This is a genomic window from Alphaproteobacteria bacterium, from assembly GCA_019635875.1.
Taxonomy (GTDB): Bacteria; Pseudomonadota; Alphaproteobacteria; order Reyranellales; family Reyranellaceae; genus JAFAZJ01.
Genome location: JAHBYP010000006.1, coordinates 1 through 14,063 on the forward strand (window position 1 = coordinate 1; position 14,063 = coordinate 14,063).

General features: G+C 67.0%; 14 protein-coding genes. 6 read left to right on the forward strand and 8 right to left on the reverse strand.

Annotation, left to right across the window (positions count from 1 at the left end):
* Positions 1–141: 141 nt before the first annotated feature.
* The 3 genes from greA (at position 142) to KF889_20890 (ending at position 2,662) form a co-directional block, all read left to right on the forward strand.
* Positions 142–615, forward strand: a complete 474-nt coding sequence (gene greA, locus KF889_20880) for a transcription elongation factor GreA (GenBank protein ID MBX3501905.1) — start codon at positions 142–144, stop codon at positions 613–615.
* A 62-nt stretch (positions 616–677) separates the two neighbouring features.
* Positions 678–1,856, forward strand: coding sequence for a CoA transferase (locus KF889_20885; GenBank protein ID MBX3501906.1), 1,179 nt, complete (start codon positions 678–680; stop codon positions 1,854–1,856).
* 11 nt (positions 1,857–1,867) lie between these two features.
* A complete protein-coding gene (locus KF889_20890; GenBank protein MBX3501907.1) occupies positions 1,868–2,662 on the forward strand; it encodes an enoyl-CoA hydratase/isomerase family protein in 795 nt (264 codons plus the stop codon).
* On the opposite strand, the gene KF889_20895 is transcribed toward KF889_20890, so the two are convergent.
* Both KF889_20895 and KF889_20900 read right to left on the reverse strand, forming a co-directional pair.
* Positions 2,663–2,968 carry a hypothetical protein gene (locus KF889_20895; protein MBX3501908.1) on the reverse strand — a complete coding sequence of 102 codons (306 nt, stop codon included), beginning with the start codon at positions 2,966–2,968 and terminating at the stop codon, positions 2,663–2,665. It lies immediately after the preceding gene.
* A gap of 9 nt (positions 2,969–2,977) precedes the next feature.
* Positions 2,978–3,457, reverse strand: a complete 480-nt coding sequence (locus tag KF889_20900; GenBank protein MBX3501909.1) for an Lrp/AsnC family transcriptional regulator — start codon at positions 3,455–3,457, stop codon at positions 2,978–2,980.
* A gap of 256 nt (positions 3,458–3,713) precedes the next feature.
* Between KF889_20900 and trxB the strand changes: the two genes are divergently transcribed.
* Complete coding sequence (gene trxB, locus KF889_20905; protein MBX3501910.1) at positions 3,714–4,685, forward strand: thioredoxin-disulfide reductase; 972 nt, start codon at positions 3,714–3,716, stop codon at positions 4,683–4,685.
* Between the two features lie 86 nt (positions 4,686–4,771).
* Entirely contained in the window at positions 4,772–5,662 is an 891-nt protein-coding gene (locus KF889_20910) for a LysR family transcriptional regulator (GenBank protein MBX3501911.1), read from the forward strand.
* 366 nt (positions 5,663–6,028) lie between these two features.
* On the opposite strand, the gene KF889_20915 is transcribed toward KF889_20910, so the two are convergent.
* The gene (locus KF889_20915) at positions 6,029–6,685 is read right to left on the reverse strand and encodes a hypothetical protein (GenBank protein MBX3501912.1); all 657 of its coding nucleotides are present in this window, start codon (positions 6,683–6,685) and stop codon (positions 6,029–6,031) included.
* Positions 6,686–6,857: 172 nt separating this feature from the next.
* Between KF889_20915 and ligD the strand changes: the two genes are divergently transcribed.
* A complete protein-coding gene (ligD, locus tag KF889_20920; GenBank protein ID MBX3501913.1) occupies positions 6,858–9,455 on the forward strand; it encodes a DNA ligase D in 2,598 nt (865 codons plus the stop codon).
* Between the two features lie 34 nt (positions 9,456–9,489).
* Here the strand turns inward: ligD and KF889_20925 are convergent, their stop codons facing one another.
* From KF889_20925 to KF889_20945, 5 genes are all read right to left on the reverse strand, one after another.
* Positions 9,490–10,611, reverse strand: a complete 1,122-nt coding sequence (locus tag KF889_20925) for a CoA transferase (GenBank protein MBX3501914.1) — start codon at positions 10,609–10,611, stop codon at positions 9,490–9,492.
* Between the two features lie 85 nt (positions 10,612–10,696).
* Positions 10,697–11,863: an acyl-CoA dehydrogenase family protein gene (locus tag KF889_20930; protein ID MBX3501915.1), complete on the reverse strand. Its 1,167-nt coding sequence runs from the start codon at positions 11,861–11,863 to the stop codon at positions 10,697–10,699.
* Positions 11,864–11,952: 89 nt separating this feature from the next.
* A complete protein-coding gene (locus KF889_20935; protein MBX3501916.1) occupies positions 11,953–12,288 on the reverse strand; it encodes a hypothetical protein in 336 nt (111 codons plus the stop codon).
* Positions 12,289–12,290: 2 nt separating this feature from the next.
* A complete protein-coding gene (locus KF889_20940; GenBank protein MBX3501917.1) occupies positions 12,291–13,052 on the reverse strand; it encodes an enoyl-CoA hydratase/isomerase family protein in 762 nt (253 codons plus the stop codon).
* A 111-nt stretch (positions 13,053–13,163) separates the two neighbouring features.
* A complete protein-coding gene (locus tag KF889_20945; protein MBX3501918.1) occupies positions 13,164–13,892 on the reverse strand; it encodes a hypothetical protein in 729 nt (242 codons plus the stop codon).
* Positions 13,893–14,063 lie beyond the last annotated feature (171 nt).

The following is a 14,063-nucleotide window of genomic DNA, read 5'->3' on the forward strand; positions in this document are numbered from 1 at the left end:
ACTAGACCACCGTCCCAACCCTCCCGCAGGCGGGCAGCGGGAGCGGCGGCCCCTTGTCGCGGGTTGGCCGGGACCCCAAATGGCTATATGATCTCCCCAGCCGGCTCCCGCAGCCGGCCGTTTCTTTTTGGCAGGGAAGCGATGGAAAAGGTCCCGATGACGCCCAACGGGTTCAAGGCCCTCGAGGAGGAGCTCAAGAACCTCAAATCCACTGAACGCCCGAGCATTATCAAGGCGATCTCGGAGGCGCGTTCGCACGGCGACCTGTCGGAAAATGCCGAGTATTCGGCCGCCCGTGAGCGCCAGGGCTTCATCGAGGGACGCATCAGCGAGATCGAGGACGTGATCGCGCGTGCCGAGGTCATCGACATCAGCAAGCTCTCGGGCAAGACTGCCAAGTTCGGCGCCACGGTGAAGCTGGCCGACGAGGACACCGACGAGGAGGTCCGCTACCAGATCGTCGGCCCCTTCGAGGCCGACCTGTCGAAGGGCAAGATCTCGATCACCGCGCCGCTGGGCCGGGCCCTGATCGGCAAGGGCGTGGGCGATTCAGTCGAGGTCCAGACGCCCAGCGGGACAAAGTCCTACGAAGTCGTCACGGTGAAGTTCAAGTAGCGCGGGCTTCGCGCGCCCCCGTAAGCTGCCGGCCGACCGACAGCTTCGGGAGGGGATCGCTCATGAGCCGCGGTGCGCTTGCACGCTTCAAGGTGCTCGATCTGACGCGCGTGCGCGCCGGCCCGACCTGTGTGCGCCATCTCGCGGACTGGGGCGCCGACGTCATCAAGGTCGAGATGCCGCCGGGCGTCGCCGACAGCGACATGGGTGGGCCGCGGCATGGCCCCGATTTCTGGAACCTGCACCGCAACAAGCGCAGCCTCACGCTCAACCTCAAGGAGCCGGAGGCGGTCGAGATTTTCAGGCAGCTGGTCGCCGAGACAGACGTCGTGGTCGAGAATTACCGGCCCGACGTGAAACATCGCCTGGGCATCGACTACGAGACGCTGAGCAAGGTCAACAAGCGGCTGGTCTACGCCAGCATCTCCGGCTTCGGCCAGGACGGGCCCAAGGCGCTGCTGCCGGGATTCGACCAGGTGGCGCAGGGCATGGGCGGGTTGATGTCGATCACCGGCCTGCCGGGTCAGGGTCCGGTGCGCGCCGGCGTGCCGATCGCCGATCTGTCGGCCGGCAACTACGCCGCCATGGGCATCCTGATCGCGCTGCTCGAGCGCGAGGTCTCGGGCGAGGGGCAGTGGGTGCAGACGTCGCTCCTGCAGGCGCAGATCGCCATGCTCGACTTCCAGGCGGCGCGCTGGCTGGTGGCGGGGGAGGTCCCCAAGCAGGCGGGCAACGATCACCCGACCGGCATTCCGACCGGCGTGTTCCCGACCAGCGACGGCAACATCAACATCGCCTCCGCCGGCCAGCACATCTGGAAGCGGCTGTGCGAATGCATGGACGCCAAGGGGTTGCTCGACAATCCCGACTACGCCAACGCCGAGGCGCGCTCGAAGAACCGCGCCAAGCTCAACGCCGAGTTGGCGACGTATACGAGCAAGTTCACCAGCGAGGAGCTGATCGAGAAGCTCAGCAAGGCGAGCGTGCCGTGCGGGCCGATCTACGACATCGGCGAGATGTTCGCCGACCCGCAGGTGCAGCACGTGAAGATGGCGACGCCGCTGAAGCATCCCACGCGCGGCGACGTCCACGTGGTGAACCAGGCGATGTCGCTTTCGCGCACGCCCAGCGTCGTCGACCGTCCGACGGTGGAGCAGGGCGCGCATACCGACGAGATCCTCGAGGGTCTCGGCTACGACGCCGCGAAGATCGCCGATCTGCGCGCCCGCAAGGTGGTGTGAGGAGACGACAGATGGATACCGGCACGCCCAAGATGATCGCGCGCAAGGGAAACGGCATCGGCTGGATGGTGTTCAACCAGCCGGAGAAGCGCAACGCCGTGTCCTACGACATGTGGGTGGCGATCCCGCGCATCATGGCCGATTTCGAGGCGGATCCGGCCGTGCGCGTGATCGTGCTGACCGGCGCGGGCGACAAGGCGTTCATATCGGGCGCCGACATCTCGGAGTTCGAGGAGAAGCGCGGCACGCCCGACGCCATCGCCGTCTACAATGCCGCCGGCGACAAGGCGAACGCAGCCCTGATCGGCGCCACCAAGCCGACCATGTCGATGATCCGCGGCTTCTGCGTCGGCGGCGGGCTGGCGACGGCGCTGACCACCGACCTGCGCATTTGCGCCGACGATTCGCGATTCGGCGTACCCGCGGCCAAGCTCGGGCTGGGCTACGCCTATCCCGGCATCAAGCGGCTGTCGGATGTCGTGGGCCTGTCCTTCGCCAAGGAGATCTTCTTCACCGGCCGGCTGTTCTCCTGCGAGGAGGCGCGGATGATGGGCCTGGTGAACCGCGTCGTGCCGGTCGCCGAGCTGGAGAGGTACGTCACCGACTACGCCGGCATCATCGCGGCCAACGCGCCGCTCACCGTGAAGGCGGCGAAGATGGCGATCAACGCCACGGTGAAGGATCCGGACAAGCGCGACTTTGCGGCGATCGATGCCGCCGTCGACAGATGCTTTGCCAGCGAGGACTACAAGGAAGGCCGCCGCGCCTTCATGGAGAAGCGCAAGCCGGCGTTCCAGGGACGCTGATCAGACGAACAGGGGCTCGAGGCCGAGCACCAGGGCGACGACGAGGAAGGGCAGCGACACCGCGACCGCTTCCTTCACCACCGGTCGTTTGTTGGCCAGGCCGACGATCAGCAGGATTGCATTGACGATGACAGAAGCCCCCGAGGCCAGCGCCCAGATCGCCATGCCGGCCATGTAGCCGCCGCCGCGATCGGGACCGTGCGCCTTGCTGGTCGATTCCAGCCAGATCGCGAACAGGACGACCAGGCCGGTAAAGATCAGGTAGGCGAGGTTGCGCCGGCCGAAGGCCTTGATGGCGGCCAGCATCGGCGCCCTCTATTCGCCGGCGATCGGCACGCCGGGCTGGTACTTGGCGGTGCGGAAGACCATCAACGACTTCACGTGGCTGACATTGGGCGCCGAGGTGAGCTGCGTGGTCAGGAATCGCTGATAGTGGTCCCAGTCCTCGGCGACGATCTTCACCAGGAAGTCGGCCTCGCCGGCGAGCATGTGGCACTCGCGCACATTGGGCCAGCTGCCCATCAGGGTCTCGAAGGCCTTGAGGTCGGCCTCGGCCTGGCTGTTGAGCCCGACCAGGGCGAAGACGGTGACGGTGAAGCCCAATGCCTCCGGCGCGATATCGGCGTGGTAGCCGCGGATCACACCGGCCTTCTCGAGCGCCCGTACGCGGCGCAGGCAGGGCGGTGCGGAGATGCCGGCGCGCTTGGCGAGGTCGACATTCGTCATGCGCCCGTCGGCCTGCAGGTCCGACAGGATATGACGATCGATCTTGTCGAGCTTGGCGCGGTTGGGCATCGCTATCTGTCTCCCGTTGGCCGGGGTTCTAGGGCAGAAGGCCCAGGATAGGCAATAAAATTACCACCTTTTTCCGGAACTCGTATTTTTCTCGCTTTTGCACAAGGATTCCTCGCCCGAATGCGCCTCGGATCGGTAGTCATCAGGGAGTCATGCGGTTAGAAGGTGGGTCTTGGACAGCGCATACGCTCGTCACTTGACGCCGCGTGCTTTGCACTCATCTAATAACCTATGCATGGGAGGCAGGGGCCGTAGAATGTCCACGACCCATCACAGCAAGGTTCTCATCCTCGGGTCGGGGCCGGCTGGCTATACGGCGGCGGTCTATGCGGCGCGCGCCAACCTCAAGCCGCTGCTGGTCCAGGGCATGCAGCCCGGCGGTCAGATGACCATCACGACCGACGTCGAGAACTATCCCGGCTTCGCCGAAGTCATCCAGGGTCCCTGGCTGATGGAGCAGATGCAGAAGCAGGCCGAGCATGTCGGCACGCAGATGGTCTTCGACACCATCGTGAAGGTCGATCTGTCGCGCCGTCCATTTGTCTGCACCGGCGACTCCGGGGACACCTATGTCGGCGAGACGCTGATCATCTGCACCGGCGCCTCGGCCCGCTGGCTCGGCCTCGAATCGGAGCTGACCTTCCGCGGCGGCGGCGTTTCGGCCTGCGCGACCTGTGACGGCTTCTTCTTCCGAGGCAAGGAGGTGGTGATCGTCGGCGGCGGCAACACCGCGGTCGAGGAGGCGATCTACCTTACCAACCACGCCATCAAGGTGACGCTGATCCATCGCCGCGATTCGCTGCGCGCCGAGAAGATCATGCAGGAGCGGCTGTTCCGGAATCCGAAGATCGTGCCGCTGTGGAACCACGTGGTCGAGGAGATTCTGGGCGAGACCAAGCCGCATCCGCTGGTCACCGGCGTGCGCGTGCGCGACGTGAAGTCCGGCGCCACAAAGATCCTGCCGACGGACGGCGTCTTCGTCGCCATCGGCCACACGCCGAACACCGAGTTGTTCAAGGGCCAGCTCGACATGGACGGCGACGGCTACCTGCTGACCCAGCCCGGCTCGACGGCGACCAAGGTCGCGGGCGTTTACGCCGCCGGCGACGTGCAGGACAAGATCTATCGCCAGGCCGTGACCGCGGCCGGCACCGGCTGCATGGCGGCACTGGAGGCGGAGAAATTCCTGGCGGCACACGAGATGCCGGCGGCACAGGCGGCCGAATGATCGGCCAGGGAAACGGGTAAGTGGGGCGCCGGAAGAACCGGCGCCCTCAATGAAGCGCACAGGGAGCGGACGGAGACGGGACCGTGATGGACTGGGACAAGCTGCGCATCTTCCACGCGGTGGCCGATGCGGGAAGCTTCACGCATGCGGGCGACCAGCTGAAGCTCAGCCAGTCGGCGATCAGCCGCCAGATCGGCGCGCTCGAGGAGCAGCTCGGCGTGATGCTGTTCCATCGTCATGCGCGCGGCCTGATCCTCACCGAACAGGGTGAGCTGCTCTATCGCACGGCGCGCGAGATGGCCGGCAAGGTCAACACCGCCGAAGGCCTGTTGCGCGCCAACCAGGACAAGCCCGCGGGGCGCCTGAAGATCACCTCGGCGGTCGGTTTCGGCTCGACCTGGCTTACCGGCCACATGCACGAGTTCATCGAGGCCTATCCCGAGATCGACGTGTCGCTGGTGCTGAGCGACAACGAGCTCGACCTCGGCATGCGCGAGGCCGATGTCGGCCTGCGCCTGACGGCTCCGCGCCAGCCCGGCCTGATCCAGCGCCATCTGATGACCGTGCAGGCGCACGTCTACGCCTCCGAATCCTACGTGCAGAAATACGGCAAGCCGGAGAAGGCGGCGGATCTCGACAAGCATCGCCTGATCATCTTCGGCGAGGATGCGCGCGCGCCGGTGCAGGACGTGAACTGGCTGCTGCAGTGGGGCAACCCTGACGGGAATCCGCGCCGGGTCGTGCTGCGGGTCAACAATACCTACGGCATCTACCGCGCTGTCGAGAGCGGCCTGGGCATCGCCTCGCTGCCTGACTACCTGGCGCGCCAGTCGACCAAGCTGGTGCCGGTATTGCCCGAACTCGACAAGCGTTCGACCGACGTCTTCTTCACGTATCCGGAGGAGCTGCGGCACTCAAAGCGCATCGCGGTGTTCCGTGACTTCCTGCTGCGCAAGGTCGCCGAGATGCGGCAATAGGACTTGTCGCGATTGTTCGCGTCAGATCAGGGGTCCCGAGCTACGACTTTTGTCTAAAGTACTGCGGACCCCGCATGGCTGGCTTGACCAATTTCCCCATACGTAAACCAGCCGGATCGCCTATGTTCTGACCATGTCCAAAGGGTGTTGCGGCGTTGAGTTGGTAGTGCCTTCCGGACATGGGCCTGGAGCCTCGCTTCGGGCAGGGATCTTCGGATCCTACGTCTCCCAGACGTGAAGCCTCCCTGTTTGACTTTCGGCCCGCGCTCACGCGCGGGCCGATTTTTTTTGCCTGCAGGTGCCGTCGCCGACTGCCGCGATGGTTGTGGCTTGTCCCCTGATAGCGAAGGGACAAGCCGGTCACGCTCAACCCAGGCCCCGGCCGTTGTGCTTGCCGTTCGACAGGTACGGCCAGTACAGCGCATGGGCGCGGTAGAAGTTCTCGCAGTAGATCGGATCGCGCAGGTAGATGCCGTCGCCCATGCGGATGGCGAGGAAGTGGTCGGCCATCTTCACGCCGGGGTTTTTCTCCGCCGACAGGAAGTCGTCCTGGCAACCGTGCTGCAGCTTGGAAACCAGGAAAGCGTTCATCGCCTTCACCAGATCGCGCGCCTCCGGCGACCAGCGGCCGCGCGGCGCGCCGGGCTCCATCGCCGATATGTAGATCTTCGAGAAGCCCGTACCGTTGAAGCGCCAGACGCTCATCATGTCGTAGTCCGAGACCATGAGGTGTCCGGTCCCGCTGCGCACGGTGCCGGTCTCGTTGGTCTTGGCCTTGGTGGCGAAGGTCTTCGCCGGCAGGGTGCCGTGGAAGGCGCGCGCCCAGGCCTTGGGGCAGCGGAAGATGACCAGCAGGTTCTGCGCCGCCGTGAACTTGCGCAGATTCATGATGTCGCGCGCATCGACGCCCGACTGCTCCATCAGCACGAGGTCCAATCCGTCGGCGCCGGCTTCCTTGGCCTGGTACGCCTTGCGGCGCGCCAGGTCACCCAGCCCCGCGGGGCTGATGTTGAGGCCGGCCATCGAACGTATCTCCTATAGAAATGAGCGCTCACTCTATCACGGACTGATCTGGAACGCCATCGTGGCTTTGTGCCCTGTCGGCCGCATGGCGGCGACCGCCACGCGACGATGAGGAGCCTGGTGCGCCGCCGCGACGACCGGAACCAGCGCCGCCAGGCTGGCGTTTGGTGGCGTGGCCTCCGGCAAACCCTCCAGGAAACTCGCGACGTATCGGGCGAAGCGCGATTTCGCCAGGACGCCCGAGCCGCGCGGTGGCGCGACGCGGCCGGCGAGCGGCCTGCGCTTCGTCGTGCAGCGCCACGACGCCACCCGACTGCACTACGATTTCCGGCTCGAGCTCGACGGCGTCTTCAAGTCCTGGGCGGTGACGCGCGGGCCCTCGCGCGATCCCGGGGACAAGCGCCTGGCGGTCGAGACCGAAGACCATCCGCTCGACTACGGCGACTTCGAGGGCACGATCCCCAAGGGGGAGTACGGCGGCGGCACGGTGCAGCTGTGGGATCGCGGTTACTGGCTGCCCGAGGGCGATCCGCATGCCGGGCTGAAGAAGGGCGACCTCAAATTCACCCTCGACGGCGAACGGATGAGCGGCGGCTGGGTCCTGGTGCGCATGAAGCGCGATCGCGCGGGCGGCAAGCGCAGCAACTGGCTGCTGATCAAGCATCGCGACATGGCGGCGCGCGAGGGCGACTCCGAGCGATGGCTGAAGCGCTACGACGACTCAGTCGCCTCCGGCCGCACCCTGAAGCAGATCGCCGCCGGCACGGGCAAGCGGCCGACGCCCTTCATGACCAGGCGCAGGGCAACGGCCGGCGCGGTGTGGCACGCCAATCAGTCGAACGGCGGCATGTCGGCCGCACAGCCGAAGCGGGCGGCGAGGCCACGCAAGGTCTCGGCGATGCCCCGTTTCGTGGCGCCGCAGCTCTGCAAGCTGGTCGACCGCGCGCCGTCCGGGCCGGGCTGGGCGCACGAGGTGAAGTTCGACGGCTATCGCGTTCAGCTGCGCGTCGAGGACGGCGAGGCGGTCCTGCGCACGCGCAAGGGCCTGGACTGGACCGAAAGATTCGACGCGATCGGCGAGGCCGCCTCGGGCCTGCCCGACTGCATGATCGACGGCGAGGTCTGCGCGCTGGATCATGACGGCGCGCCGGATTTCTCCGCGCTGCAGGTGGCGCTGTCGGAAGGCACGTCGAAGCAGCTCGTGTTCTTCGCCTTCGATCTGCTGTTCGCCGAAGGCGAGGACCTGCGCAAGCTGCCGCTGGTCGACCGCAAGGACAGGCTGCGCGAGCTGTTGAGTGCGGCCAAGGTGCCCAAACGCACCATCCGTTACGTCGATCACCTGGAGACGGCGGGCGACGCCGTGCTGCGCTCGGCCTGCAGCATGCATTTCGAGGGCATCGTGTCCAAGCGCATCGATGCGCCCTATCAGACCGGTCGCGGCAGCGCCTGGACCAAGGCGAAGTGCCGCACCGGGCACGAGGTGGTGATCGGCGGTTGGACCAGCGAGCAGGGCGACCTGCGCGCGCTGCTCGCGGGCGTGCATCGCGGCCGGGGCAAGCTGGTCTATGTCGGGCGCGTCGGCACCGGCTTCAACGCAGCGACCCGGCGATCGCTGCTGCGCAAGCTCGAAGCGGTGGAGAGCGAGCGCAGCCCGTTCGATGTCGACGCCAGCCCGCCGCGCGAGGCCGACATGCACTGGGCCCGGCCGGCGCTGGTGGCGGAGATCGAGTTCGCGGGGTGGACCGGCGCCGGCAACGTGCGGCAGGCTGCCTTCAAGGGGCTGCGCGAGGACAAGCCGGCCCGGGAGGTCATGGCGGAGAAGCCCGCGAAGGCCGCGACGACAAGGATGGCCCGGCCGAAGCCCGAGGCGGCGACCGCATCCGGGCGCGCCATGGTGATGGGCGTGTCGATCTCCCATCCCGACAAGCAGCTGTGGCCGGACGAGGATCCGCCGGTCAGCAAGCTCGAACTGGCGCAGTACCTGGAGGCTGTCGGCGCGTGGATGATCGGGCACATCAGGGGAAGGCCCTGCTCTCTCGTGCGCACGCCCGATGGCATCCATGTCCAGACCTTCTTCCAGCGCCACGGCGCGCCCGGCACCTCGCACCTGCTGACGCTGACGAAGGTCGCCGGCGACAAGAAGCCCTACCTGCAGATCGACCGTGTCGAAGGGCTGGCCGCCGTGGCGCAGATGGGCGCCACCGAGCTGCACCCTTGGAACTGCCGGCCGGGCGATCCGGAGATGCCCGGCCGGCTGGTGTTCGATCTCGATCCCGGCCCCGACGTCGACTTCAAGGCCATCGTCGACGCCGCCAACGCATTGCGGGAACGCCTTGAGGCGCTGGGCCTGGTCAGCTTCTGCAAGACCACCGGCGGCAAGGGGCTGCACGTCGTCACGCCGCTCTCCGACAGCAGCGGCCTCGACTGGGACGTCGCCAAGGGCTTCGCGCGCGAGGTCTGCCGCCGTCTGGCCGAGGACGAGCCCGAGCGCTACGTGCTGAACATGGCGAAGAAGCAGCGCAAGGGCCGCATCTTCCTCGACTATCTGCGCAACGACCGCACATCGACCGCGGTGGCGCCGCTGTCGCCGCGCGCGCGTGACGGTGCCACGGTGTCGATGCCGCTGAACTGGACGCAGGTGCGCGGCGGCCTCGATCCGAAGCGCTACACGATCCGCACCGCGCCCAGGCTGCTGAAATCGGCCAGGCCGTGGGCGGATTACGCCGATGGCGCCCGCTCGCTCGCGGCGGCGATCAGGAAGCTCGGCTGATTTCCTTCTCCCCGCCTTCGCGGGGAGAAGGACTTCAAATGTCGTCGTCGTGCTCGCCGATCTTCGGCACCTGCGCAGGGAAGCCGGCGCGCTGGCCGTCGAACGACACCGGCAGCGCGTGCAGCAGCGAGGGCAGCTCGCTGTAGGGCTGCAGGTACATGCCCAGCGCCCTTGTGTGCTCCAGCGCCACGACCTCGGGGATGGCGTTGATCGGCCCGCACGGTACGCCGACGGCCTGCAGCTTCGCCGCCCAGCTCTCCTTGGTGTCGCGCTTCATGATCTCGCCGATCATGTCGAGCAGCATCTGGCGATGCGCCGAGCGCTCCTTGTTGGTGAGGAAGCGCGGATCGCTGACCCATTCGGCCTTGCCCAGGGTCTCGGCGAACTTCGCCCATAGCCGGTCGTTGCCGGGCGTCACCATCAAGAGGCCGTTGCTGGTCTCGAACGCCTGGTAGGGGGTGAGCGTGATGTGGCCGGTGCTCTGGCGCGGCGGCACGTTGCCGGTGGTCGAGAACGAGGCGACATGCGTCGACACCCACATCAGCCCGCTCTCGAACAGCGAGGTGCTGACGATCGCGCCCTTGCCGGTGCGCGCCTTCTGCAAGAGCGCACCGAGGATGCCGATCGCCGTCCACATGCCGGTGCTGAGATCGATGATCGACACGCCGATGCGCGAGGCCGGTCCCGACGGATCGCCGTTGACGCTGACCAGTCCCGCCTCGGCCTGGATCAGCGGTTCGTATCCCGGGCGCAGCTTCCATGGGCCGGTGTGGCCGAAGGCGCTGAGATCGGCGTAGACCAGGCCGGGGAACTTCGCGGTCATCGTCTTGCCGTCGATGCCGAACTTCTCGGTCACGCCGGCGCGCAGGTTGTGCACGAAGGCGTCGGCCGAGCCGATCAGGTCGATCAGCCTCTGCTTCTGCGCCTGATCGTTGAGGTCGACGGTGATCGACTTCTTGCCGCGGTTGAGGCCGACGAAGTTCACGCCCTCGCCGGCGATGAAGGGCGGCCCCCACTTGCGCGCGTCGTCGCCCTCGGGCTTTTCGACCTTGATCACCTCGGCGCCCATGAAGGCGAGGATCTGGCCGCAATAGGGACCGGCGAGGTTCTGGCCGAACTCGATTACCTTCACGCCGTTGAGCACGCCGGGGATCATGAGGACTCCGTGATGTTTGTCATCCCGAGCGCAGCGAGGGATCCAGGCATTCCGAGATCCCTCGCTGCGCTCGGGATGACAGCCGTTATCGCACGCTCGCGCCGAGAATCTCGCGCGCGACCAGCATGCGCTGGACCTCGCTGGGGCCTTCGCCGATGCGGCGGATGCGCATCTCGCGGTACCAGCGCTCCAGCGGCAGGTCCTTGGTCATGCCCATGCCGCCATGGATCTGCATCGAGCGGTCGACGACGCGGCCGCCGCTCTCCGAGGCGATCAGCTTGCACAAGGCCGCCTCGGTGCGGAACGGAATGCCGCGGCGGGCACGCTCGGCGGCTTCCAGGGTGAAGTAGCGTGCCGTGCGGATGTCGATCTCGTTGTCGACCAGCATCCACTGGATGGCCTGGCGGTCCGACAGGCGCGAGCCGAAGGTCTCGCGCATCTTCGACCATTCGACCGCCATCTCGTGCGCGGCGATGGCGACGCCGATGCAGGCGGCGGCGTAGGGGATGCGCTGGCGTGTCAGGCGGTCATTGGCGACGGCGAAGCCGCCATTGACCTGGCCCAGCACCTGCGCATCCGACACCCAGCAATCCTTGAACTCCAGCTCGGTGGCGTAGCTCGAGGAGCGCAGGGTGTGCACGACGCGGCGCACGTGGAAGCCCGGCGTGTCAGCATCGACGATGAAGCAGGTGATGCCGCCGCGGCCCTTGGAGGCATCGGTGCGGGCGAAGACGATGCCGTACTGCGCCCGGTCGGCCCCCGATATGAAGATCTTGGAGCCGTTGATCACCCAGCCCTGGTCTCTGCGTTCGGCCCTGGTCTTGATCGCGCGCGCCGGGTCGCTGCCGCCCGACGGCTCGGTCAGGCCGAAGAACGGCTTCTTCTCGCCGCGCAGGGTGGGATAGAGGTAGCGCTCCTTCTGGTCGTCGTTGGCCTCGAATATCTGCGCCAGACCGGCGCCGCCGAAGGTGCCGTAGCAGGGCACGTAGAGGCCGGCGCGATGCTGCGACATCTCGATCGCCAGAAGCGTGCGGGTGACGATGTCGATGTCGGGGCCGCCGAACTCGACCGGGATGTCGATGCCGTACAGCCCCATCGCCTTGGTCTTCTGCACCAGCCGCGCGTGGTCCTCGGGCGCCAGCTCCGAGGCGTCGGGATCGAGCTTGGCCTCCAGCGGGATGATCTCGGTGCGCACGAAGCGGCGCACCATGTCGATCAGCATCTGCTGTTCGGATGACGGTTCGAAATCCATGGTGTGTGTCCGTTTATGCTGTCATCCCGAGCGCAGCGAGGGATCTGGATTCCTCGCTGCGCTCGGAATGACAGGGTTGATTGTCATGCTCATCGAGGGCTCAGGCGGCCAAGCCGTGGCGGCGGGTCCTTGGCGTTCTCGCGCGGCAGGCCGCCGAAATCCGCCTGATGCAGCATCAGCAGTTCCTGATAGCGCGTCGTGTACTGCATGTTGATCTCGACGCGGAAGCGATGGCCGGGGCCCAGCGCCTCAAGCTCCTTCAACAGCTCGCTGCGCAGGCCGAAGGGCGCGCGACCGCCGGCGAAGCCGATCTTCACGATCGTGCCCTCTGCGTCGGCGATCTGGAACACGCCGAGCTGGCCGGGCAGCTTCCTGATCGCCGCCTCAGTCAAGTCGAGGAATGGCTTGCTGGGACGCAGCTCCATGGTCAGCGCCCCTTGAACGAAGCCTTGCGCTTCTCCAGCCGCGCCTTCATGCCTTCCTGCGCGTCCTGGCTCTTCATCGCCGCCTGCACCAGCGCATCGATATCGTCGTGCGGGATGCTGTCGCGCAGCTGCAGCTGACGCACGGTCAGCGCCTTCATCGCCTTCAGCGACAAGGGCGCATTGTTGGCGAGGCGATCGATGATCTTGCCCGCTTCGCCTTCGAGCTCGTCCGGTCCGACGCAGCGCGCGATCAGGCCCAGCGCATGCAGCTTGGGCGCCGGCAGCGGATCGCCCAGCAGCAGCATCTCGCGCGTCGTCACCGGGCCCAGCACCTCCATCAGCTTCTTGGCGAGGAACCAATTCGGCGCCAGGCCGACCTGGGCCAGCGACATGCCGAAGCGCGCCCTGCTCGAGGCGACCACCAGATCGCAATGCAATGCCAGCTCGTTGCCGCCGGCGATGGCGTCGCCGTGCACCACGGCGACCACCGGCAGCGGCGTGAGCTCGATGGCGCGCAGCATGGTCTCGATGCCGCTGGCGCTGCCCGAGCCGATCGTCTCGCGCCGCTCGCTCATGTCGAGGCCGGCGCAGAACACGTCGCCTTTGCCGCGGATCACCAGCACGCGATCCTCGGGCGCCACCGGCGCCGAGAGCACCGTGCGCAGCTCGTCGAGCATGACGCTGTCGAGCGCGTTCTTCTTCTCGGGACGGTTCATCCAGATGGTGGTGACCGGTCCGCTCTTCTCGATGATCAGGCGCTGCATTTCGGACGCTGCTCCCTCGGGCCCTTGTTGCTTGGCCGCGAGGATAGCAGCGCCGAAGCCCTCGTCGAGGGGCCGGCCTCAGCCGGCATGCCGCATGGCGGCTATGCCACCTCACAGGCCGCCATTGGCCAGCGCCACCAGGCGGTCCATGCCGAAGGCGAGCTCGATCACCCTGCACGGCTTGAAGCCCGGCACCGGCGGGAAGTCGGTGCGGCGCGACGTGCTTGCGACCTCGCGCCACTCGCCGTCGGGCTGGCGGCATTCGATGTCGACCGTCTCGCTGGCGTAGGCCGGCAAGCGATCGGACGGCACCAGCCGCGTCGACAGTCCCGTCATCCGTGCCACAACCGGCACCAGCGCTTCGCGCAGCGGCCGGGCGATCTCCGCCCTGGTGTCCTCGGCGTGGATCAGCTGCAGCTCAAGCTGGGTGAAGGCGTTGAGCCTGAGCTTCGCCGCGGTGGCGCCGTCGCGCGTCTCGCGCCGGTGCGAGGTGCCCATCTGCCAGACGCAGAGCGGCGGCCGCAGCCTGGTGGCGCGCAGGATGCGCTCGGCGATCGCATAGCTGCCGTCAGTGGTCTCGGCGCGCAGCGCGAAGGGCCGCTCGCCGCCCGGCGGATCGGCGAGCACGAAGACGTCGGTGCGGTCGTAGGCCGACGACATGCGCGCCAGCGGCATCATCGGCGGCGTCTCGACCTCCTCGATCGCCCACATCTGATTGATATCGAGCAGGGTATCGCGCACGCAGTCGAGAATCTGGTCGCGCATGCGGCGGCGCAGGTGAAGCTCGGACTGGCGCCAGAAGCGCAGGCCGGCAAGATCGTCGTAAAGCGCAAAGGACATGGATGCCCCCTCTCGGGCACAAGGCAGAGTGCGTGAAACAGGCGTGACGATGGGACCGCTCCCGCGGGAGCGGCCTATCGACCTCGTCCGACCTGACGCACCGTCCATGTCATGGCGCGGGTTTTAGCGGATTGGCGGGCGCGTGGCCAGTCCGCCGCGCATGCACCTGCG